The following is a 21,265-nucleotide window of genomic DNA, read 5'->3' as shown; positions in this document are numbered from 1 at the left end:
GGCCGATTCTCCCCACTAAAGGGACAAGCACGCGTACGAACCGTCACGCAATAGGTCAAGATCCGAAATCTCCGCCAGATGCGAAACTCTCTGCCGCATTTCTCGCGGGGGACGTAGTCTCGATCCCGTGCATCAGCCACGTATTCTCCGCGAGTTGCGGGAGAGCGGCCACGTTCATCGCAGCGTCAAGGCCGAGGTCCGGGAAAACCTGCTGGCCAGGCTGCGGGCCGGCGAGCCCCGGTTCCCCGGCATAGTGGGCTTCGACGACTCCGTCCTGCCACACCTGGAGCGGGCGCTGCTCGCCGGGCACGACCTGGTCCTGCTCGGTGAGCGAGGGCAGGGCAAGACGCGGCTCATCCGCACGATCACCGGCCTGCTCGACGAGTGGACCCCGGTGGTCGAGGGCTGCGAGATCAACGACCATCCGTACGCCCCCGCCTGCACGCGCTGCAAGACCATGGCGCGCGAGCTGGGCGACGAGCTGCCGGTGGCGTGGAAGCACCGCGACGAGCGTTACGGCGAGAAGCTCGCCACTCCCGACACCTCCGTCGGCGACCTCATCGGCGACGTCGACCCCATCAAGATCGCAGAGGGGCGCACCCTCGGCGACCCCGAGACCGTCCACTACGGCCTGGTCCCCCGCACCAACCGCGGCGTGTTCTCCGTCAACGAGCTGCCCGACCTGGCCGAGCGCATCCAGGTCTCGCTGCTCAACGTGCTGGAGGAGCGCGACATCCAGGTGCGCGGCTACAACCTGCGCCTGCCCCTCGACATCCTGCTCATCGCCAGCGCCAACCCCGAGGACTACACCAACAGGGGCCGCATCATCACGCCGCTGAAGGACCGCTTCGGCGCCGAGATCCGCACCCACTACCCGCTCACGGTCGAGGACGAGCTCACCCTCATCCGCCAGGAGTCGGTGCCCGACATCGGGGCCGACGTGCCGGAGCACCTGATCGAGGTGATCGCCAGGTTCACCCGGCTGGTCCGCGAGTCCACGGCCGTCGACGCCCGTTCCGGCGTGTCGGCGCGCTTCTCGATCGCCGCCGCCGAGACCGCCGCGGCCTCCGCCGTGCGCAGGTCGGCGATCAAGGGCGAGGACCAGGCCGTCACGCGCGTCTGCGACCTGGCCTGCGTCGTCCACAGCCTGCGCGGCAAGGTGGAGTTCGAGGTCAGCGAGGAGGGCAGGGAGACCGAGATCCTGGCCCACCTGCTGCGCCGGGCCACGGCCGAGACGTTCAGGAGCAGGCTGGGCGGCATGGACCTGTCCCCGGTGACCGACAAGTTCGCCGAGGGCAACCAGGTGGAGTCCGGCGACATGGTGGCCGCGGCCGAGCTGCTGCACCGGATCGGGCCGGTCAGCGGCCTGGCCAAGATCATGTCCAGGCTCGGCATGGGCGCCGGCGAGGAGTCCCCCGGGCACGCCGCGGCGGCCCTGGAGTTCGCGCTGGAAGGTCTCTACCTCATGCGGCGGCTGTCAAGGGAAGACCTCGACGGGGTCACCATCTACAGGACGTGAACAAACGGGCGGTTTCCCGCGTCGTAGTGTTTGGTTGATCACGACTCCGGGGGGAACCGCCCATGCGCCTGCTCATCCATGCCACCGCCGTCGGCCTCGTCCTGGGCGGCCTCGCGCTTCCCGCGCAGGCGGCCCCCGCCACGGCGGCCGCCAAGACCGCCTACGGCTACGCCTGGGCCGACGGCAAGGGCAGCCTGCGGATCGTGCCCATGAAGCCCGCCAAGGTGCGGCGCGGCGGCAACGTGCTCTACAAGCTGACCCCGGTCCCGGGGGCCACAGAGCTCAAGCTCGACTACACCCGCGCCGCCTACAGCCGGGTGACGACGGCCTGCGACCTGAAGGAGACCGAGGGCCGGGTGGCGCTGGACCGCGACGGCCTGGGCCGTACGCCGTGCAAGCCCGCCCAGCTCACCGTCGGGCTCCGGGACGGCGCGGTCCCGCTGCGGGTCGAGTACGAGGGCGGCAAGGCAGTGAAGGCCCAGGAGTTCCTGCTGAACGCCTGGCCGGAGCCGGTCACCGCGCGCGGCTCGATCAAGCGCATCGACGACGCGACGGTCCTGTTCAGCACCGGCGGCAAGCAGCTCAAGCTGGGCTACACGTACCTGACGTCCTTCTACCGGGCCACCGCCCGCTGCGGCGACCGCTGGGTGTCCGGGAAGCCGGCCGGCGTCGACAAGCGCGGGCTCGGCACGCTGCCCTGCGAGTCGGCCGATCTGGCCAAGGCGCTCAAGGGGGCCGGGCGCGCGGTCCAGGTGCAGGTGAGTTATACGCCCGACGCGAACAGCGCGGTCGAGGTGTGGGAAGTGGCCAGGCGTCCGTAGACGGGCGGGGGCGGGTTGGGGTTAGCGTGGAAGCGTGATGGCCTTCCGCTACGGCGAATACCACGACGGCCCCGACCCCCTGGCCCCTCCTTACGACGTACGCGCGGCCCTCGACGAGATGGGCGACGCGATCTTGTCCGGTTCGACGCCGGTCCACGCGCTGCGCGACCTGCTCAAGCGCGGGCTGCCCGGCAGCCAGGACCGGCGGGGGCTCGACGACATGCTCAAGGAGGTCCGCAGGCGGCGCAGGGACCTGCGCGAGCGCGGGCGGCTCGACGGCACCCTCGAACGCGCGCGGGCGTTGCTGGACAAGGCGATCGGGCAGGAGCGGGCCGAGCTGTTCCCCGACCCGTCCGACGACGCGCGGCTGCGCGAGGCCGGGCTCGACGGGCTGCCCGAGGACACCGCGAGCGCCATCCAGGAGCTGAGCACGTACGAGTGGCGCTCGGCGGCGGCCCGCCAGACCTTCGAGGAGCTGCGCGACCTGCTGCGGCGCGAGGTGCTCGACAGCCAGTTCAGAGGGCTGCGCGACGCGCTGGCCAACCCCGACCCCGAGGCCATGGCCCGCGTCCGGCAGATGATGTCCGACCTGAACGACATGCTCGACAGGGACAGCCGGGGCGAGCACCTCCAAGAAGACTTTGACGCCTTTATGGCGAAATATGGCGATTTGTTCCCAGAAACGCCCCGGAACCTTGAGGAGCTCGTCGACATCCTGGCCCGGCGGGCCGCCGCCACCCAGCGCATGCTGGCCTCGATGACCCCCCGCCAGCGCGAGGAGCTGTCCAGCCTCATCAACCAGACGCTCGACCAGGCCGGCCTGTCCGACCAGATGCGCCGCCTCGGCGAGGCCCTGCACGCCCGCCGTCCCGACCTGGCCTGGAACGCCCCCGAGCGCCTGACCGGCGAGGAGCCCCTGGCCATGGGCGACGCCGTCACCGCCCTGGAGGAGCTGGCCGACCTCACCCAGCTGGAGACCGCCCTGCGCCAGGACTACCCGGGCGCGCGCCTCGACGACATCGACGAGGCGGCCGTGCGCCGTGCCCTGGGCCGGGCGGCGGTCGACGACCTGGAGGCGCTCAAGCGCATCGAACGCGAGCTGGAGGAGCAGGGCTACCTGCTGCGCCGCCGCGGCAAGCTGGAGCTGACCCCGAAGGCGGTCCGGCGGCTCGGCGAGACCGCGCTGCGGCGCGTCTTCTCCTCCCTCGACGCGGGCCGGCGCGGCGACCACGACCAGCACGACGCGGGCTCGGCCGGCGAGCTGACCGGCTCCACCCGGCCGTGGCGCTTCGGCGACGAGCAGCCGATCGACGTCGTCCGCACGCTGGTCAACGGCGTGCGCAGCGGCGGCGTGGCGACCGCTCCTCGGGACGGGCGGGCCCGGGTGCGCCTGTCCGTCGACGACTTCGAGGTCTCCGAGACCGAACGCCGCAGCGCGGCGGCGGTGTGCCTGCTGGTCGACCTGTCGTACTCGATGGCCCTGCGCGGCACGTGGGCCGCGGCCAAGCAGACGGCGCTGGCCCTCCAGGCGCTGGTGGCCTCCAAGTTCCCGCAGGACGCCGTGCAGATCATCGGCTTCTCCAACTACGCCCGGGTGCTGCAGCCCGACGAGCTGGCCGGCCTCGACTGGGACATGGTCCAGGGCACCAACCTCCACCACGCCCTCCTGATCGCCGGCCGCCACCTCGACCGCCACCCCGACTTCGAGCCGGTGGTGCTGGTTGTCACCGACGGCGAGCCGACCGCCCACCTCATGCGCAACGGCAGGTCGGCCTTCGAGTGGCCGCCGTCGCACGAGACGCTGGAGCTGACGCTGGCCGAGGTGGACAAGATGACGCGGCGACGGGCGACGATCAACGTCTTCATGCTGGCGGCCGACGACCGGCTGAAGGAGTTCGTGGACGAGGTGGCCCGCAGGAACGGCGGCCGGGTGTTCTCACCGAGCGCCGACCGGCTCGGCGAATACGTCGTCAGCGACTTCCTCCGCCTCCGCCGCTCCCGCTGACCGAAGGCAGCGACATCGCTCGGCGGCGTTCCTCCGGCGTCCGGCGCCACCGGCCGGCGCCGGACGCTCACCCCGCCGTACGGCTGAACGCCCGGTGAGGACGGGCGGCCGTCGTCTCGATGCCGTCTCCTCGGCCAGGTGCTCGGCCAGTTCGTCCAGCGTCGCGCCGCAGCGGACGTCGGACAGCACGCTCCCACGGGGTACCGGGCCCTGCGAACGGCCACCCAGCCTCCGGTCACGTCATCGATGTGCCAGCCGGGAGGGGCCGCCCTCACCGACTGCGCGCTCACGGTCCCCGGTGGCCCGGGGTTCGGTGCGTCGTCATGTCGTGGCACGTGACCGAAGCTACGGACGTCGCCGGCGGGAAAGTCACACGCTGTCTGCGACTTCTCCAGTGCTGTGACCGCATAGGTTCACCGGGTTGCTGTTGCTGTGAAGTGCTCGATGACGCGGATGTGTCGGTGTGTCTCAGCGGTAGCAGGCCAGGCCGTCCGCGAGTTCTTCTTCGTCGCCGTCGCGGATTGCGTAGAGGGCTTGCTGCAGGGCGAATGTGCCGCGGATCGCGGCGATGCGGGTAAGGAGTCGGTGATTTGACCACCTGCCCAGGGCGAGCACTCGCTCCAGGAGCTCAGGACCGTAGCTGGCGCCGATGGCTGCGAGGTCCTCGGCCGGGTCGCTGAGTGTGACATCGTCCCAGTCGATCACTCCGGAGAGGTGCGGCAGGCCATGCGCCCACTCCCAGAGGACGTTTTCGGCACCGAGGTCGCCATGCACCACTGCTCGGGTGAGGTGGGGAAGGCTGTCGAGTGCTGTGAGTTCCCGTTCGGCCCGCAGGCGTCCGCTGTCGGACATGAGCGGGAACAGCTCCGCGCGCACGTTCTCCGCGAGCCGCCGCCACTGGCCTTCTGGGGCCTGAGGGAGAATTGATCGTACGGTCTCGTCGGTGCCGGCACGGGCCAGGCCGGACAGCAGCGTGGCGTACTGCGCCGCCACGGTGTCGACCACGTGGGCATCGTTGAGGGCGTCGGTCTCCAGCGGTTCTCCAGGAATGCGGCTGAGTACCAGGAACGGTGGCTCGTCGGTGCCGTGGGAGCCGCCCTGGAGCAGCGGCTCAGGTGTGCGGAAGCCGAGATCGAGGCTGGCGAGTGCGTGGAGTGCGGCCGCCCGCTGGGGCAGCCGGGCGGCCGCTGCCCGGGTGCGGGGCAGGCACACGACGCGCTCTGTGCCGATGACCACGATGTGGAATTGCCCCTGACGTACTGCAAGGTCGTCCGGTTTGTCGTCGGGCAGCAGACGGCTCAGCAGAGCGCGATGCGTCGTACGGATGCTCATGGGTGTGACCTGTGGATTCTTCGATGGGTCGGAGGCGATGTGCACGACTCGACCTGGGAGATCAGGCTCTTGGAGCAGGGCACGAGCAGGGCCAGGCCGTCACCGGCGGAGCCCATGGGAGTCCCCTTCCCGAGGCCGGCTGCTGCCTTCTCGGCTCAGGGTAAGAGGTGGCCGTTCGGGAGAGGGCCGGTTCGGCAGGACGATGTCCAGGAAGCGGGAGAAGGCCGCACTGTGCGGAGTCGCGACATCTCGTACCCGACGGGGCCCCGGGGCGGCAGCCCCCGGCGACGGGGAGCTCTGCTCCCCCGGGAAAACAGAGGCGGAGGCCCTTCGGGCGGAAGCCCCTTGCTTGAGGGCTTGTCAGGCTTCGATCAGGCGGGCGTAGAAGTCGAGGGCCACGTCGAACCCGTCGCGGCAGTTGCGGTGCGACCGGTAACACGGCCGCCAGGCCGAGCTGGCCCCCACTCCAGCCCGCGCGTCCACCAGCGCCGACGGCACGCGCTCCGGCCGGGGCAGCAGCCCGTGGCCCAGGTAGCGGACGCCGGTCAGCTCGGTGTGCGCGCCCGGCCCGCCGGAGACGAAGCGGCCGAGCCGCCAGCCGCTCTCCTCGTCCCACACCAGCGCGTGGCCGTCGGTCAGCTTGACGGTGGCGTGCCGCGGATCGCAGGGACCCTCCCACCAGTCGGCCACCTCGGCTCCGAGCAGGTCGACGACGCGCTCCACATAGCCCGCCGGCTGCTGCAGCCACTCGTCGGTGTACGGCTCGACATGCCTGATGGCCACGGACGGCACCCCCTTGTGCCCTGAAGGTAAGAAAAAAGCGACGGTGACCAACCATACCCGTGGCGAACTTATTCCGTTGCACGTCCGTCTAGTCATTACGGACGATATTTACGTCGGACACGGGGAAGGAGGAGAGCCCATGATTGCCACGATCCTGCTGATCACCCTGATGGCCGTAGCGGTGGCGGCCACGGAGCTCATCATGCGTTGCTCCTCGCAGGTTAAAGAGAGTGTCGAGCCGCCGACCGAGATCGTCGGGGACTAGTCTCAGGCGCATGTCCCTGCTTCTCTGGCTGCACATCGGCTTCGCCATCTTCACGATCGGCCCGCTGACCGCCGCGACGATGGCGGCTCCGCGGGCCATCCGCAACAACAACGTGCCCGTCCTGCGGAACATCCAGCGCACCACGAGGATCTACAGCCTGGCCAGCCTTGGTGTGCTGGTGTTCGGCGTGGCCCTGGGCGTCGTCGTCGGGAACGGCGTGCTCGGCCTGTGGTACATGACGGCGTCGATGACGCTGTTCATCGTGGCGATCGTGTTGCTGGTCATCATCGACCGCGACCTGCGCACCGCCCTCCGCGCGCTCGAGAGCGAGAACGCGGAGGACGACGCGAAGGTGCAGACCGGCCGGGTCGCCGCGATCAGCGGCCTGCTGGCCGTGATCTGGCTGGTGATCCTCTTCCTGATGGTCGTCCCGACGCCTTAGCCGAGGGCCTGGGTGAGGTCGGCGAGCAGGTCGTCGACCGTCTCGATGCCGACCGACAGGCGCACCAGGTCGCTCGGCACCTCCAGGGGCGAGCCCGCCGCGGAGGCGTGCGTCATCCGGCCCGGGTGCTCGATGAGCGACTCGACACCGCCCAGCGACTCGCCGAGCGTGAACAGCTTGGCCCGGTTGCACACCTCCACGGCCTCGGCCTCGCCGCCCGCGACGCGGAAGGACACCATGCCGCCGAAGCGCCGCATCTGCTTGGCCGCGATCTCGTGGCCGGAGTGCTCGGCCAGGCCCGGGTAGAGCACCTGGGTCACGCGCGGGTGCGCGAGCAGCAGGTCGACGACGCGTTCGGCGTTGTCGCAGTGGCGGTCCATGCGCACGCCGAGGGTCTTGAGCCCGCGCAGCGTCAGCCAGGCGTCGAACGGGCCGGCCACCGCGCCCATCGCGTTCTGGTGGTAGGTCAGCTCGTCGCCGAGGCCCTTGTCCCGGGCGATCAGCGCGCCGCCGACCACGTCGGAGTGGCCGCCGACGTACTTGGTGGTGGAGTGGACGACCACGTCGGCCCCGAGCGCCAGGGGCTGCTGCAGGTACGGCGAGGCGAAGGTGTTGTCCACGACCAGCAGCGCGCCGTTCTCGTGGGCCAGCTGCGCCAGGGCGGCGATGTCGGCGATGCCGAGCAGCGGGTTGGTGGGCGTCTCGACCCACACGATCTTCGTCTTCTGCGTCATGGCCGACGCCACCGCGTCGAGGTCGTGCAGCGGGACGGGGTCGTAGTGCAGGCCCCAGCGCTCGTTCACCTTGGCGAACAGCCGGTACGTGCCCCCGTACGCGTCGTTGGGGATGATCACGTGATCCTGCGGCCGGCACACCGTGCGCAGCAGGGTGTCCTCGGCGGCCAGGCCCGAGGCGAACGCCAGCCCGCGCGCGCCGCCCTCCACGGCGGCCAGCGCCTCTTCCAGCGCCGTCCGCGTGGGGTTGGCCGAGCGGCTGTACTCATATCCCGAACGCAGGCCGCCCACGCCGTCCTGCTTGTAGGTGGACGTGGCGTAGATCGGCGGCACGACCGCGCCGGTCAGCGGGTCGGGCTCCTGACCTGCGTGGATCGCCAGGGTCTCAAAACCGTTGGTCATAGGCCCCACGTTAACGGAAAGCGGCCCGCGATCCGTTCCCCAGCGGATCGCGGGCCGGTGGCGGGGCCCGTCCCCCGACGGCTCCCGCCCGGACCCGCGCGGCCATGCCCGCGCGGGCCACGTTCTCGAAGGCTCAGGCCGCCCGGGGCTCGCGGGCCGCCGCGGCCGGGGCGGCCGGGGCGCTGAGCCGTACGACCTCCACGTCGATGTGGCGGCCGCTGGCGCCCTCCGCGTCCTCACCGTTGATGCGCGAGAGCAGCGCGGGGTCGGCCAGCGCGAGCAGTGCCGTGACGACCAGTCCCAACCCCAGCAGAACGAACCCGATGACAACCATGTCCTGTCCCCCTTCCGACGTGTTCCAGCATCGCCGAGGGGCCGTCGCCGCCGCCTCCGCTGAAGGGCTGGTCCGGCGGCGACCGGGTCGGCCGATCGGTTGATACGAGTTGTCCGACTTCCGGCCTACTCTCGTGGCGTGGGGGATTCGAAAGGCATCGTGTACTGGGTCCGGCGGCTGAGCGAGATCGCGATGCTCGGCTGGCTCGGCATGATGCTGCTGCTCGACCTGGCCATCGCCGTCAGCACCGGGGGGCTGCAGTGGTTCGTGCCGTTCTGCGGCGCGGCTGGGATCGCGGCGGTCCTCCTGCGCCGCCGCCACCGGCCTGAGGGCTTCTGCGCGCTGCTGGGGCTGTCCTTCGCCGTGTCGGTGGTCATCGGGTCGGTCGACTCGCTGGGCGCGCCCGGCATGGCCGAGACGGGGTCGCTGCTGATCCTCCTCATCGGCGTGCTGCGGCACGTGGAGCCGGTACGTCGGGCGGCGCTGCTGTCGCTGGTGGGGCTGGCCGTGCTGATGGCCGAGTCGGCCAGGCGCGACTACCCCACGGCGGGGCTGGCGTTCGCGTTCCTGCTGTTCGCCGGGTGGTCGATGGCCGCGGGCATCGGCGGCTACCTGCGCTTCCAACAGGAGCGCCGGACCGAGGCGGTGCACTCCGTACGCCGGGCCGAGCGTCTCGAACTGGCCAGGGAGCTGCACGACCTGGTCGCCCACCACATCACCGGCATCGTCGTCCAGGCCCAGGCCGCGCGTACGGTCGCCGAGAACAAGCCCGAGGCCGTGCTGCCCGCGCTCGACGCCATCGCCTCGGCCGGGTCGGAGGCGCTGACCTCGATGCGGCGCATGGTCACCGTCCTGCGCACCGAGGACGAGGCCGACCGCAGGCCCGGCACGACGCTGGCCGACCTGCGGCTGCTGACCGAGCGGTTCTCGGTCGAGGGGCCGAAGGTGGTCTTCGAGATCGGGTCGGGCATCGACGACCGGACGCTGCCGCCCGAGGTGATGACGACGCTGCACCGGGTCCTGCTGGAATCGCTCACCAACGTGCGCAAGCACGCCACCCGGGCCGCGTGGGTGGAGGCCGATCTGCGGCGGTACGAGCGGGTGGTCGTGCTGCGGGTGCGGAACTTCGGCTCGGTCGCCTCAGACCCGCGGGTGTCCCGGCTGGGCGGCGGGTTCGGGCTGGTCGGCATGGCCGAGCGGGTGGAGGCGCTGGGCGGCAGGCTCTACGCGGGCCCGTCCCCCGAGGGCCCCTGGGAAGTGATCGCCGAGTTCCCGCTGCCCTGAGGCGAAGGACCGGGCGAACTCCGGCTCGCCAAGGGCGGCGCGCAGGCGGGCGGTGATCCGGTCCACGTCATGGCGTTCGCCCGCGGGAAGGGGCGCGCCGACTTCCCGCCGGAGCGCCGCGGCCCGTCCCAGCTCGCGCGCCGCCTCCGCCAGGTGCTCGCCGCCCGCGATCGACAGCGCGCCCGCCAGCCCCTCCAGGGCCAGCGCGACGGCCCGCGGGTCGCCCGTCGCGCGGGCGTTCGCGTAGCCCTCGCGCTGGCGCGCCAGCGCCGTCCCCGCGTCGCCGCGCTGCTCGGCCAGGAACCCCCACTCGGCCATGACGAACGCCGTGCCGGGCGTCCCCCGCACCTGCCGCAGCCAGTCGAGCGCGGACAGCAGGTACGACTCCGCCTCCTCGTACCGCCCCTGCCTGCGGGCGCTCATGGCCAGGCCGAGCAGCGCGTTCTCCTCCGCCGACCGGTACGACTGCGCCACCGCCAGCCGCCTGGCCCGCCCGTGGTAGTCGTCGGACCGCTCGTAGTCGCCCGTGAGCAGCGCGAGCCGGCCGAGCGCGGCCAGCTTGAACGACACGTCGAACCCCAGCCCCTCGGCCAGCCGCAGCGCCTCGTGCCGCAGCCGGGCCGCCCGCTCGTAGTCGCCGCGGATCTCGGCCAGCCGGTCGAGCACGTCCATGGCCTCGACCTGTCCCCATTCGTCCCCCAGCTCGCGGAAGAGGGCCAGGCCGCGCTCGCCGTCGCGTTCCATCGCCGCGAGGTCGCCGCGGCCCACCGCGAGCTTGGCCCGCAGGCACAGCGCCGCCGCCACCCCCCACCGGTCCCCCAGCTCCTCGTACGCCGCCAGCGCCCGGCCCACCGCGTCCCGGTGCGCCGCGTGGTCGCCGTACGCCCAGCGGACGTAGCTGAGGAACCAGTCGGCCAGCGCGGCTCCCGCCCGGTCGAGGGCGGCCCGGCGTACCGGCGGGGTGGGCTCGCCGAGCAGCAGCCCGATGCCGGCCAGCCACACCGAGGCCAGGGCGGCGGCGCCGTCCTGGCCGCCCGCCGCCAGCGCCGCCTCGATCGACCGGCGGGCCTCGCGCAGCCTGCCGCGCAGGATCCAGTACCAGGCGAGCGCGTTGGCCAGGCGCAGCGGCTCCGGCCCGGACAGGGCCAGCCGCAGGTTGGCGCTCTCGGCGTCCAGCCGGTCCAGCCATTCGTGCTGGCGCGGGCCGCGCAGCTCGGCGCGGGCGGCCAGGTCGGTGTAGTAGCGGGCGTGCCGCTCCCGCAGCAGGTCGTGCTCGCCGGCCTCGCGCAGCCGTTCGAGGCAGTAGGCGGTCACCGACTCCAGCAGCCGGTAGCGGGTTTCCAGGGGGCCGCGCGCCACGGCGACCAGCGACCGGTCCACGAGCCTGGCCAGCACGTCGAGCACGTCCACGCCGGGCTCGGCGCAGACCGCCTCGGCGGCCTCCAGGGTGCAGCCGTCGGCGTGCGCGGCCAGCCGCCGCAGCACCGCGCGTTCCTCGGCGGACAGCAGCTCCCAGCTCCAGTCGATGGTGGCCCGCAGCGTGCGCTGCCGGGCCGGGGCGTCCCGCATCCCGGCGCTGAGCAGCCTGAACCGGTCGTCCAGGCGGGCGGCCAGCTCCTGTACGCCGAGCGCCCGCACCCGCCTCGCCGCCAGCTCCAGGGCCAGCGGGATGCCGTCGAGCCGCCGGCAGATGACGGCCACGGTGGGGCCGGGCTCGACGTCCGCGCGGGCCGCGAAGAGCCGTACGGCGTCGGCCTCGGCCAGCGGGTGGACGACGCGGACCCGTTCGCCGGTGACGCCCAGCGGCTCCTGGCTGGTGGCCAGCACGCGCAGGCCGGGCGCGGCCCGCAGGAGTGCCGAGACGAGCCCGGCGACCTGCTCGACCAGGTGCTCGCAGTTGTCCAGGACCAGCAGCGCGTTCCTGCCCGCCAGCACCCCGGCCAGCCTGGACGCCAGCGGCACGGAGTCGTCGTCGCGCACGCCCAGCACCGCCGCCACCGCCTCGGCCACGTCGGCGTCCCCGGCCCCGGCCAGCTCCACCAGCCACACCCCGTCGGCGAACCCGCCCTGCCGCGGCTCGGCGGCCTCGCCGAAGGCCAGGCGGCGGGCGGCGGCGAGGGCGAGCCGGGTCTTGCCCACGCCGCCCGGCCCGGTCAGGGTCACCAGCCGCGAGTCCGCCAGCAGGGCGGCGACCTCGGCGAGGTCGGCGTCCCGGCCGACCAGCGGGGTGAGCGGCGCGGGCAGGTTGGTCGGCGGCCCGGGGTCGGCGGCGGGCGGCGGGGCGGCCAGCGAGGGGTCGTGGCGCAGGATGGCCCGGTGCAGGGCGGCCAGCTCGGGCGAGGGGTCGAGCCCCAGCTCCTCGGCCAGCCTGGCGCGCAGCTCCTCGTAGCCGGCCAGCGCCTCGCTCTGCCGGCCGCCCCGGTACAGGGCCTTCATGTGCGAGGCGCGCAGCCGTTCGCGCAGGGGGTGCCGGGCGACCAGGTCGGCGAGGTCGACGTCGTGGCCGAGCGCGAGGCGCACCTCGGCCTGCTCCTCCAGGGCCGACAGCCGCAGCTCGGTCAGCAGGGTGATCTCGGGACGGGCGAACCCCTCGTCGGCGAAGTCGGCGTAGGCCGCGCCCCGCCACAGGGCGAGCGCCTGGTCGAGCTCGCGGGCGCGCTCACGCGGGGCGGCGCCGCGTCGGCCCACGAGCGCGCGGAACCGGACGGCGTCGCAGTCGTGGGCGGCCAGCCGGTAGCCGGCCGGGCCGTGGACGACCATGGCCGGGTCGCCGAGCGCGCGGCGGAGCTGGGAGACGCGGGCCTGGAGGGTGCCGAGCGGGTTGCGGCCGGGCCGGTCGCCCCACAGGTCGTCGATCAGCCGGTCGGCGGAGACCGGGCCGCCGCCGGCCGCCAGCAGGGCGGCGAGGAGCGCGCGCACCTTGGGCTCGGCGACGTGGATCTCCTCGCCGCCGTCCGTCCGGACGGTCAGCGGGCCGAGCACCCCGAATCGCACCATGCAGAGACTAACCCGTAGCCGGTCATAAGGATTTCCGTAGGGCGGTGCCGCAGGCTCCCTGTCATGACTCAGGTGACAGTTGCAGGACTCGGCCCGATGGGGTCGAAGATGGCCGAGACGTTCCTCGGCGCGGGTTTCGACGTGGCCGTGTGGAACCGTACGGCCGGCAAGACCGAACCGCTGGTCGCCCGGGGAGCCCGGCGCGCGGCCTCGGCCGCGGACGGCGACCTGCTGGTGTTCAGCCAGATCGGCTACCAGGCGATGTACGACAGCCTCGGCGAGGCCGGGCTCGACGGGAAGGTGCTGGTCAACCTCAGCTCGGGCACCCCGGAGGAGCTGCGCGCCGCGGCACAGTGGGTGGCCGGACGGGGCGGCACGCTCATCACCGCCGGGATCATGGTCCCGCCCCCGGGCATCGGGCAGCCGGGCTCGTACGCCTTCTACAGCGGCCCCAAGGACGTGCTCGACCGGCACACGGCGACGCTCAGCGCCCTCGGCGACGTCATCCACGTCGGCGCGGACGAGGGCCTGGCGATGATGTATTACCAGTCGCTGCTGCTGATCTTCTGGTCGAGCCTGACCAGCCAGATGCACGCCATGGCGATGCTGAGCACGGCCGGGGTCTCCCCGCTGGAGTTCCTGCCGTACGTGCGGGAGACCTTCACCCAGCTCGGCGGCGACGGCGTGATGGGGTTCGCGAGGATCCTGGCCGAGGAGTTCGCCGCCGGGACCTACCCCGGCGAGCTGAACTCGCTGCACATGCAGGCCGTGGGCCTCGGCCACGTCGTGCACGCGCTGGCCGAGGCCGGTGTGGAGACCACGGTGCCGAACGCGCTGAAGGAGCTGTTCGAGCGCGCCGACGCCGAGGGACGCGGGCACGAGGGCCTCGGCACCGTGATCGAATCGATAAGGAAGCCCTGATCAGTGGTTGGCGAGGAAGGCGAGCAGGTCCTGCCGGGTCAGCAGCCCGGCGGGCTTGCCGTCCTCCAGGACGACGGCCGCGTCGGCCTTCTCCAGCGCCTCGACCGCGCGCGCGACGGGTTCACCGCTGCCGATCGTGGGTAGCGGCGCCGACATGTGGTCGGAGATCGGGTCGTCGGAGGCGAGCCTGCCGTGGTAGAGGGCCTCCAGGAGGTCGCGCTCGACGATGGAGCCGACCACTTCGGCCGCCATGACCGGCGGCTCCTCCTTCATGACCGGGAGCTGGGACACCGAGTACTCGCGCATGATCGAGATGGCCGTGCCGACCGACTCGTGCGGGTGGGCGTGCACGAACTCCGGCAGGCCCGGCCCCTTGCGTGCCAGCACGTCGCCGACCAGGCCCTCGTCCGAGCTGGTGGTCAGGAAGCCGTAGTCGGCCATCCAGTCGTCGTTGAAGATCTTCGACAGGTAGCCGCGGCCGCCGTCGGGCAGCAGCACGACCACCACGTCGTCGGGGCCCGCCTTGGCCGCCACCTGCAGCGCCGCCACCACGGCCATGCCGCACGAGCCGCCGACCAGCAGCCCCTCCTCGCGGGCCAGGCGGCGGGTCATGTTGAAGGAGTCCTTGTCGGACACCGCGATGATCTCGTCGCAGATGCCGGTGTCGTAGGTGGCCGGCCAGATGTCCTCGCCCACGCCCTCGACCAGGTAGGGACGGCCGGAGCCGCCAGAGTAAACCGAGCCCTCGGGGTCGGCCCCGATGATCTTCACCCGGCCGTCGGAGACCTCCCTGAGGTAGCGGCCGGTGCCGCTGATCGTGCCGCCGGTGCCGATGCCCGCCACGAAGTGCGTGATGCGGCCGTCGGTCTGCTCCCACAGCTCGGGACCGGTCGAGTGGTAGTGGGAGTCGGGGTTGTTGACGTTGGAGTACTGGTCGGGCTTCCAGGCGTTGGGGATCTCACGGGCCAGCCGGTCGGAGACCGAGTAGTAGGACTCCGGGTGGTCGGGCGAGACGGCGGTGGGGCAGACCACGACCTCGGCCCCGTACGCGCGCAGCACCGCGATCTTGTCCTGGGCCACCTTGTCGGGCACCACGAACAGGCACCGGTAGCCCTTCTGCTGGGCCACGATGGCCAGGCCCACTCCGGTGTTGCCGGACGTCGGCTCGACGATGACGCCGCCCGGCCGCAGCGCGCCCGAGGCCTCGGCGGCCTCGATCATGCGCAGCGCGATGCGGTCCTTGACCGAGCCGCCCGGATTGAAATATTCGACCTTGGCCAGCACCTGGGCGGAGATCCCCGCCGTGACCTTGTGCAGGCGGACGAGCGGAGTGTTCCCCATGAGATCGACCAGGGAATCGTAAACGCGCACCGAGGTGTTCACCTTCTTTGCCGAAGCTTGATCAGCTTGCCCGAGGCCGAGATCCAGTGGGGGTGGCAGGCCCTCGGCTAGTTTTCAAGCAAACGCTACCGCCGAGTTCGACCGGGAGGACACTACGTGGTCTGGGCAGCAGGCATGGCACGCGCGGCCAGGCGGATCGCGATGGCGGCGGCGCTCGGAGGTGGCGGGCTCACGGCTCTGGGAGCCACGGCGTACGGCCTGCTGATCGCCGAGGGACTGCTCGCACGTAAGGCCATCGGCCGCCCTCACGGTCTGGACGGACCGCCCTCCGACGGCGTCTACGGCGATTTCCGCGGCAAACCCCTCAAGATGGCCATGCTCGGCGATTCGACCTCGGTGGGCCTCGGCATGACCGATCCCAGCCACACCCCCGCCGTCCTGCTGGCCAACGGCGTGGCGGCGGTGGCCGAGCGGCCGGTGCACCTGCTCGTCGCGGGCAAGTCGGGCGCTCCCTCCGCCGAGCTGCCCGAGCAGGTGGACGCCGCCCTCGCCATGCGCCCGGACGTGGCGGTCATCTTCGTGGGGGCCAACGACATCATCACCCAGACGCCGCCCGCCGTGGCGGTGCGCCATCTGGCCAAGGCGGTGCGGCGGCTGCGCGAGGCGGGCGTCGAGGTGGTCGTCGGCACCTGCCCCGACCTGGGCACGGTGCGGCCCATCGCCCAGCCGCTGCGCTGGGTCACCCGGCGGTGGAGCCGTCAGCTCGCGGCGGCCCAGACCGTCGCCGTGGTCGACGCGGGCGGCCGTACGGTGGCGTTCGCCGACGTCCTGGGGCCGGAATTCGATACAAATCCGACAGAAATGTTCGGACCGGATCGTTTCCATCCATCTGACCGAGGTTACGCGCAGGCCGCTTACGCGGTGCTACCGTCGGTGTGCGCTGCGTTGGGGCTGTGGCCTGAGCCGCGGCCCGCGCGGGGCGAAGGACTGCAACCGATCTACCTTGCGGCGGCAACGGCCGCGGAGGAGTCCGGCACCGAGGTCACCGCGACCCGGGTCGACGGGCGGGCGACGGGGCTCCACGGCAAGTGGGCCACGCTGTTCCGCCGGCGGCTCGGCGAGACGCCTACCGACGCGTGAGCGCGCCCGGCGGGCGACTCGACGATCCCACCGACGCGTGATCCCCGCGCGCCGGGGGTTCGACGACGCCTGACCCGGTCACCCTCCGAGCCTTAGCCGTCACTCCTCGTCCTCTTTTGGAGTGAATTGCCTGTGCTCCGGCCCCTCATGAAACCTTCCCTGGCCCTCGCGGGGACCCTCGCCCTGACCGCCTGCTCCGGCAGCGACGCCGCCACGGCGAACTTCCCCTCCTGGCAGAACACCCAGGTCAACGCGGTCAGCCGGATCGTGTCCGCGGCCGGTGTGGTCACCACCACCTCCATGAAGCCCGACGGCACGCTGGAGACCGTGGCGCTCGGTCTCGAAGACGGCCGGCGCCTGTGGGCGTACCCGGCCACCATGGCGGGCCGCCTGCCCGGCATGGGCGTCTCCGCCCCCGCGGTCGTGGAGACGGCCAAGGGCCAGGGCGTGGTCGTGGCCCTCGACCCGGCGAAGAAGGGCCGCTGGAACGCCACCCTCATCGCCCGCGACGCCCGCTCCGGGGCGCAGAAGTGGGCCAGGCCCATGCACTCCACGTTCGGGCCCCAGCGCTGCGGCCCCTACCTGTGCGTGTCCGAGCACACCGCCCTGACCCACGCCCGGATGGTCGTGCTCGACCCGGCGACCGGCCGGGTGATGTGGCGGCTGCCCGGCATCTCCGAGGTCGAGTGGTCCGACCCGGAACGGGTCCTGCTGCTGCGCCTGGCCGCCAACCCCATGATCGAGTCCTACGACGTCAAGACCGGCAAGCTGCAGTGGCAGCAGCCGATCGAGCAGGCGCTCGGGCCCGGCATCGACCTGTCGGGCGGGTGGGCGTTCGGCTCGACCGGCGACAACCTGGTCGGCTACGTCGCCCCCTACACCAACCCCCAGACGAAGAAGGTCTCCACCTTCGGGCTGTTCTCCATCAGGATCAGCGACGGCACGGTCAACTGGATGCGTCCCTCGGTCGTGCGCGTCTATCCCAGCGGCAGCCCCGGCTACGCGCCCGTCGTCCGCCCGGTCGACCGCCAGGGCGCCTACGGCGGCTTCGCCAGGCTCGACTCCGAGACCGGCCGGGTGGTCGGCCAGATCACCGCCTCCGACGTCCCCGGCTCGGGCTGGTGGCTGGCCTTCCCCGACCGCATGGACAAACTGGGCTTCCTCAAGCACGACGCCAAGGGCAGCGCCTTCGACCTGGCCTCGGGCAAGCCCGCGCAGGTGGGCGAGGAGCGGGGCTGGTCCTTCTGCGTCACCGACCCCAAGCCGCTGCCGCTGCGCGGCCAGGCCCCCGGCTTCTACTCCACGGCCGCCATCTGCGAGTACGACCTGGGCACCGGCACCCGCGTCTCCCCCATGAACGCGCCGCCGCCCTGGTTCACCGGCAGCCAGGACGGCTGGCGCCTGTGGCGCGACGAGAAGGGCGCCGTGCACGCCGTCAACGACCACACCGCCACCGCCCCCGGCATGTACGGCTGACGCGGGCCCCCGGGGCGCTTGCGAGGAGGACTGGAATATAGTTCTAATATCAGCGCCGGACACAAGGAGGGGCCATGCCCGAGGCAGTCATCGTCGCAACCGCGCGTTCCCCGATCGGACGAGCCTTCAAGGGGTCGCTCAAGGACATCCGTCCCGACGATCTGACCGTACAGATGATCCAGGCGGCGCTGGCCAAGGTGCCCCAGCTCGACCCGACCACGATCGACGACATCATGCTCGGCTGTGGCCTGCCGGGCGGTGAGCAGGGCTTCAACATGGCCCGGGTGGTGGCGGTGCTGCTCGGGCTCGACACCGTGCCGGGCACGACGGTCACGCGCTACTGCTCCTCCTCGCTGCAGACCACGCGGATGGCCTTCCACGCGATCAAGGCGGGCGAGGGCGACGTGTTCGTCTCGGCCGGCGTCGAGACCGTCTCCCGCTTCGCCAAGGGCAACTCCGACTCGCTGCCCGACACCCACAACCCGCTCTTCCTCGACGCGACGGCCCGCACCAAGCAGTTCGCCGAGGGCGGCCACACCTGGCACGACCCCCGCCAGGACGGCGCCGTCCCCGACATCTACATCGCCATGGGGCAGACCGCCGAGAACCTGGCCCAGCTCAAGGGCGTCAGCCGCCGCGAGCAGGACGAGTTCGGCGTGCGCTCCCAGAACCTGGCCGAGAAGGCGCTGGCCGACGGGTTCTGGCAGAAGGACATCACCCCCGTCACGCTCCCCGACGGCACCGTGGTCAGCAAGGACGACGGCCCCCGGGCCGGCACCACGTACGAGGGGGTGGCCGGGCTCAAGCCGGTCTTCCGCCCCGACGGCACGGTCACCGCGGGCAACTGCTGCCCGCTCAACGACGGCGCGGCGGCCCTGGTCATCATGAGCGACGTCAAGGCGGCCGAGCTGGGCATCACGCCGCTGGCCCGGATCGTCAGCACCGGCGTCAGCGGGCTCTCGCCCGAGATCATGGGCCTCGGGCCGGTGGAGGCCTCCAAGCAGGCGCTGTCCCGGGCCGGGATGGCGATCGAGGACATCGACCTCGTGGAGATCAACGAGGCGTTCGCGGCGCAGGTGATCCCGTCGTACCAGGATCTCGGGATCGAGCTCGACCGGCTCAACGTCAACGGCGGCGCCATCGCCGTCGGGCACCCGTTCGGCATGACCGGGGCGCGCATCACCTCGACACTGATCAACAGCCTGCGCCACCACGACAAGAGCCTCGGCCTTGAGACGATGTGCGTGGGCGGCGGCCAGGGCATGGCGATGGTGCTGGAGCGCCTGTCCTAGATCGTGCTCGGCGGCCCCGCACCCGGCCTTCCCGGCCGTGCGGGGCCGTTCGCGTCCCGGGGGTCAGCCCCGGCGGTCGGGGCCGGCCTGGAGCGGGGTGACGCGGACGATGACGCGCCGGTCCCTGACCATGGCCTCGCGGTAGTCGTCCCAGTCGGGGTGTTCGCCGGAGATGTCCCGGTAGTAGGCGACGAGCTGGTCCATCGCCTCCGGCAGGGAGACGATCTCGGCCGTGCCGTCGACCTGGAGCCACTCGCCGTAGAAGCCATCGGCCAGCACGCAGAGCGAGACGCGCGGATCCCGGCGGATGTTGTGCACCTTCATCGCCGTCTCGCGGGTGCTGATGACGATGTGCCCGCCGGCCACGCCCGCCAGCACCGGCGACATCTGCGGGTGCCCTCCGCGACGGCTGGTGAGCAGGACTGCGTGGTGGTTGGTCTCGATGAAGCCGAGCGCCTTGTCCAGATCCATGTGTTCATGATGCCGCGCCCGTACCAGGAGCACGGGCGCGGGGATGGGGAAGGGCTCTACATCAAGCCCATTCGGGTACGGCGGTGCCGCTCGTGCTCCAGCACGATCGCGGCGGCGTAGCCGTGGGTCAGCCCGTGCTCGTCGGCGAGCCAGTTGGCCCGTTCGTCGCACCTCAGGAAGGATGGGCCGTTGTCGATGGCTTGGAACCACTCGGGGAGTTCGCGTCCCGTTATCGTGGGGACCCTTGCGATGAGCTTCGTCTGCGTCTCCGGTGAGTGGTTCAAGGACATGGGCACCTCCGCGGATTAAGGTCCTTTGCTCGACACTGCAACACCGCGCTGCGAATGGCAACCCCCCGGCCAGGCATCATTCTGTGACGGCAGGTAGATTTCCGGTCGCACAAAGAGAGGGCCCCGCCGGTTACGGCGAGGCCCCCAGGAGATGAACGATCAGTCGTCGCCGGTGAAATAGCTGATGAGGCGGAGCACCTCAAGGTAGATCCAGACCAGGCTCAGCATGAGACCGAACGCGCACTGCCAGGCGAACTTCTCCGGAACGCCCTGACGCACGCCCTGCTCGATCGAGTCGAAGTCGAGGAGCAGGAAGAAGCAGCCGATCAGGATCATGACGATGCTGAAGACGTAGCCGAGCGGGCTGTCGGTGCGCAGGCCGAGCCCGACGCCGTTGAAGATGCCGACGAGCAGGTTGACCAGCACCAGCCCGACCACCGCGATGGCGGCCGCCATGCCGTATTTGACCAGCTTGGGCGTGACGCGGACGACCCGCAGCGAGTAGACGGTCAGCACCGCGCCGAAGGCGAAGGCCGTGCCGAGCACCGCCTGGAAGACGATGCCGCTGATGGCGCCCTCGAACAGCTGGCTGATCTTGCCGAGGAAGACGCCCTCGAACACCGCGTAGCCCAGGATGAGCGCCGGGTTGGTGCTCTGGGTGAACGAGGCGATCAGGCCGAGGATGAGGGCCACGACGGCGGCGCCGACGGCCACCATCGGGGGGACGTCGAGCACCCACGTCGCGGCGGCGGCCACGACGAGCGCTCCGAGGGTGAGGAAGCCCCGGACGACGACGTCGTCGAGGGTCATCGCCCGGTAGGCGGGCGGGGCCGGGGGTGCGTACGACGGGGCGTCGTACATGTTCCGCAGGGTGTCGGGTGACGGGGCCGGGCCGGCCCAACCCGCGCGCTGCTGGCGCGCCCTGCCGAATACGGGGTTCTTGCTCTCCATCGCTGCCTCCTGTGGCGCCGAGCCTACGGGGCCTGGCGGCACCTAGGTCAACTCACGCTCAGATCGAAGTTCGTCGGGGGGACTTCGGCAGCGAGGACAACGAACGTGACCTCGCACGAGTTCCCGGCCCCCGGACGGCCGTCCGAGGGCAGGCGGCCGGGCGGCGAGTAACTGCTCCGCCACCAATGGAAACTGGGTTCTGTTGGGTTTCGTGATGAAAACGGAATCTTCCTGATGCCTTCCCACACCGGGTCTTCCCGGCAAACGACTGGAAGCATTGTGTGACGGGTTGACAGCAGTAGTGAACCACCGGATGCGACAAGACGCTTCACTCGGAGAAAACCCCAGGTCGGGGACACTTAAGAATGGTGCCCCCGGCGGGATTCGAACCCGCACTACAACCCTTTTAAGGGGTTTGCCTCTGCCATTGGGCTACGGGGGCGCCGCAATCATACGAAACGGACC

At 71.5% G+C, this 21,265-nt stretch carries 18 protein-coding genes, 1 tRNA gene and 1 pseudogene; 10 read left to right on the top strand and 10 right to left on the bottom strand.

The genetic code is table 11. From position 1 onward, the window contains the following. Positions 1-127: 127 nt before the first annotated feature. The 3 genes from ACIBST_RS31130 to ACIBST_RS31120 all read left to right on the top strand — a co-directional run bounded on the left by ACIBST_RS31130 (position 128) and on the right by ACIBST_RS31120 (position 4,345). Complete coding sequence (locus tag ACIBST_RS31130; protein ID WP_397176839.1) at positions 128-1,519, top strand: sigma 54-interacting transcriptional regulator; 1,392 nt, start codon at positions 128-130, stop codon at positions 1,517-1,519. 62 nt (positions 1,520-1,581) lie between these two features. Continuing rightward, entirely contained in the window at positions 1,582-2,340 is a 759-nt protein-coding gene (locus ACIBST_RS31125) for a hypothetical protein (RefSeq protein WP_397176837.1), read from the top strand. A gap of 37 nt (positions 2,341-2,377) precedes the next feature. Then, positions 2,378-4,345 carry a VWA domain-containing protein gene (locus tag ACIBST_RS31120; protein WP_397177144.1) on the top strand — a complete coding sequence of 656 codons (1,968 nt, stop codon included), beginning with the start codon at positions 2,378-2,380 and terminating at the stop codon, positions 4,343-4,345. 468 nt (positions 4,346-4,813) lie between these two features. On the opposite strand, the gene vph is transcribed toward ACIBST_RS31120, so the two are convergent. Next, complete coding sequence (vph, locus tag ACIBST_RS31115; RefSeq protein ID WP_397176835.1) at positions 4,814-5,677, bottom strand: viomycin phosphotransferase; 864 nt, start codon at positions 5,675-5,677, stop codon at positions 4,814-4,816. A 360-nt stretch (positions 5,678-6,037) separates the two neighbouring features. Continuing rightward, positions 6,038-6,460 (bottom strand): DUF6292 family protein, encoded by a 423-nt coding sequence (locus ACIBST_RS31110; RefSeq protein WP_358294493.1) that lies wholly within the window; start codon positions 6,458-6,460, stop codon positions 6,038-6,040. A gap of 139 nt (positions 6,461-6,599) precedes the next feature. Between ACIBST_RS31110 and ACIBST_RS31105 the strand changes: the two genes are divergently transcribed. Further along, a complete protein-coding gene (locus ACIBST_RS31105; protein ID WP_352326121.1) occupies positions 6,600-6,725 on the top strand; it encodes a hypothetical protein in 126 nt (41 codons plus the stop codon). A gap of 10 nt (positions 6,726-6,735) precedes the next feature. Beyond that, positions 6,736-7,167, top strand: a complete 432-nt coding sequence (locus ACIBST_RS31100) for a DUF2269 family protein (RefSeq protein WP_397176833.1) — start codon at positions 6,736-6,738, stop codon at positions 7,165-7,167. Here ACIBST_RS31100 and ACIBST_RS31095 read toward each other — a convergent pair. Then, positions 7,164-8,303 carry a cystathionine gamma-synthase gene (locus tag ACIBST_RS31095; RefSeq protein WP_397176831.1) on the bottom strand — a complete coding sequence of 380 codons (1,140 nt, stop codon included), beginning with the start codon at positions 8,301-8,303 and terminating at the stop codon, positions 7,164-7,166. The two genes, ACIBST_RS31100 and ACIBST_RS31095, sit on opposite strands and share 4 nt — an antisense overlap. A 133-nt stretch (positions 8,304-8,436) precedes the next feature. Next, positions 8,437-8,637 carry a hypothetical protein gene (locus tag ACIBST_RS31090; RefSeq protein ID WP_397176829.1) on the bottom strand — a complete coding sequence of 67 codons (201 nt, stop codon included), beginning with the start codon at positions 8,635-8,637 and terminating at the stop codon, positions 8,437-8,439. A gap of 192 nt (positions 8,638-8,829) precedes the next feature. Between ACIBST_RS31090 and ACIBST_RS31085 the strand changes: the two are divergent. Continuing rightward, a pseudogene (locus ACIBST_RS31085) lies at positions 8,830-9,492 on the top strand (sensor histidine kinase); the annotation flags it as partial. Between the two features lie 285 nt (positions 9,493-9,777). On the opposite strand, the gene ACIBST_RS31080 reads toward ACIBST_RS31085, so the two are convergent. Continuing rightward, positions 9,778-12,918 carry a BTAD domain-containing putative transcriptional regulator gene (locus ACIBST_RS31080; RefSeq protein WP_397176828.1) on the bottom strand — a complete coding sequence of 1,047 codons (3,141 nt, stop codon included), beginning with the start codon at positions 12,916-12,918 and terminating at the stop codon, positions 9,778-9,780. Positions 12,919-12,990: 72 nt separating this feature from the next. On the opposite strand from ACIBST_RS31080, the gene ACIBST_RS31075 reads away from it, so the two are divergent. Next, positions 12,991-13,839 carry an NAD(P)-dependent oxidoreductase gene (locus ACIBST_RS31075; protein ID WP_397176826.1) on the top strand — a complete coding sequence of 283 codons (849 nt, stop codon included), beginning with the start codon at positions 12,991-12,993 and terminating at the stop codon, positions 13,837-13,839. Here ACIBST_RS31075 and ACIBST_RS31070 read toward each other — a convergent pair whose 3' ends face one another. Further along, complete coding sequence (locus tag ACIBST_RS31070; protein ID WP_352323551.1) at positions 13,840-15,210, bottom strand: cystathionine beta-synthase; 1,371 nt, start codon at positions 15,208-15,210, stop codon at positions 13,840-13,842. Positions 15,211-15,336: 126 nt separating this feature from the next. On the opposite strand from ACIBST_RS31070, the gene ACIBST_RS31065 reads away from it, so the two are divergent. From ACIBST_RS31065 to ACIBST_RS31055, 3 genes are all read left to right on the top strand, one after another. After that, on the top strand, positions 15,337-16,320 hold the full coding sequence (locus ACIBST_RS31065) for an SGNH/GDSL hydrolase family protein (protein WP_397176824.1): 984 nt from the start codon (positions 15,337-15,339) through the stop codon (positions 16,318-16,320). Between the two features lie 147 nt (positions 16,321-16,467). After that, complete coding sequence (locus ACIBST_RS31060) at positions 16,468-17,796, top strand: PQQ-binding-like beta-propeller repeat protein (RefSeq protein WP_397176822.1); 1,329 nt, start codon at positions 16,468-16,470, stop codon at positions 17,794-17,796. A 74-nt stretch (positions 17,797-17,870) separates the two neighbouring features. Further along, positions 17,871-19,088, top strand: a complete 1,218-nt coding sequence (locus ACIBST_RS31055) for an acetyl-CoA C-acetyltransferase (protein WP_397176820.1) — start codon at positions 17,871-17,873, stop codon at positions 19,086-19,088. 63 nt (positions 19,089-19,151) lie between these two features. Here ACIBST_RS31055 and ACIBST_RS31050 read toward each other — a convergent pair whose 3' ends face one another. The 4 genes from ACIBST_RS31050 to ACIBST_RS31035 form a co-directional block, all read right to left on the bottom strand. Then, positions 19,152-19,559 (bottom strand): PPOX class F420-dependent oxidoreductase, encoded by a 408-nt coding sequence (locus ACIBST_RS31050; RefSeq protein WP_397176818.1) that lies wholly within the window; start codon positions 19,557-19,559, stop codon positions 19,152-19,154. 56 nt (positions 19,560-19,615) lie between these two features. Then, a complete protein-coding gene (locus tag ACIBST_RS31045) occupies positions 19,616-19,849 on the bottom strand; it encodes a DUF4287 domain-containing protein (protein WP_352323556.1) in 234 nt (77 codons plus the stop codon). Between the two features lie 159 nt (positions 19,850-20,008). Then, the gene (locus ACIBST_RS31040) at positions 20,009-20,800 is read right to left on the bottom strand and encodes a Bax inhibitor-1/YccA family protein (RefSeq protein WP_397176816.1); all 792 of its coding nucleotides are present in this window, start codon (positions 20,798-20,800) and stop codon (positions 20,009-20,011) included. A 366-nt stretch (positions 20,801-21,166) separates the two neighbouring features. Beyond that, a tRNA-Leu gene (locus ACIBST_RS31035) sits at positions 21,167-21,242 on the bottom strand. Between the last annotated feature and the right edge of the window lie 23 nt (positions 21,243-21,265).

The sequence above is a fragment of the Nonomuraea sp. NPDC049684 genome (assembly GCF_044465345.1).
Taxonomy (GTDB): Bacteria; Actinomycetota; Actinomycetes; order Streptosporangiales; family Streptosporangiaceae; genus Nonomuraea.
Note: the sequence above shows the minus strand (reverse complement) of the source record. Positions and strands in the feature narration are given on the sequence as shown.

Excerpts from the sequence above, each read along its gene's own strand:
- ACIBST_RS31125 (WP_397176837.1), top strand. The coding sequence starts at position 1,582 with ATGCGCCTGCTCATCCATGCCACCGCCGTCGGCCTCGTCCTGGGCGGC.
- ACIBST_RS31120 (WP_397177144.1), top strand. The coding sequence starts at position 2,378 with ATGGCCTTCCGCTACGGCGAATACCACGACGGCCCCGACCCCCTGGCC.
- vph (WP_397176835.1), bottom strand. The coding sequence starts at position 5,677 with ATGAGCATCCGTACGACGCATCGCGCTCTGCTGAGCCGTCTGCTGCCC.
- ACIBST_RS31105 (WP_352326121.1), top strand. The coding sequence starts at position 6,600 with ATGATTGCCACGATCCTGCTGATCACCCTGATGGCCGTAGCGGTGGCG.
- ACIBST_RS31100 (WP_397176833.1), top strand. The coding sequence starts at position 6,736 with ATGTCCCTGCTTCTCTGGCTGCACATCGGCTTCGCCATCTTCACGATC.
- ACIBST_RS31095 (WP_397176831.1), bottom strand. The coding sequence starts at position 8,303 with ATGACCAACGGTTTTGAGACCCTGGCGATCCACGCAGGTCAGGAGCCC.
- ACIBST_RS31090 (WP_397176829.1), bottom strand. The coding sequence starts at position 8,637 with ATGGTTGTCATCGGGTTCGTTCTGCTGGGGTTGGGACTGGTCGTCACG.
- ACIBST_RS31080 (WP_397176828.1), bottom strand. The coding sequence starts at position 12,918 with ATGGTGCGATTCGGGGTGCTCGGCCCGCTGACCGTCCGGACGGACGGC.
- ACIBST_RS31060 (WP_397176822.1), top strand. The coding sequence starts at position 16,468 with ATGAAACCTTCCCTGGCCCTCGCGGGGACCCTCGCCCTGACCGCCTGC.
- ACIBST_RS31055 (WP_397176820.1), top strand. The coding sequence starts at position 17,871 with ATGCCCGAGGCAGTCATCGTCGCAACCGCGCGTTCCCCGATCGGACGA.
- ACIBST_RS31050 (WP_397176818.1), bottom strand. The coding sequence starts at position 19,559 with ATGGATCTGGACAAGGCGCTCGGCTTCATCGAGACCAACCACCACGCA.
- ACIBST_RS31045 (WP_352323556.1), bottom strand. The coding sequence starts at position 19,849 with ATGTCCTTGAACCACTCACCGGAGACGCAGACGAAGCTCATCGCAAGG.
- ACIBST_RS31040 (WP_397176816.1), bottom strand. The coding sequence starts at position 20,800 with ATGGAGAGCAAGAACCCCGTATTCGGCAGGGCGCGCCAGCAGCGCGCG.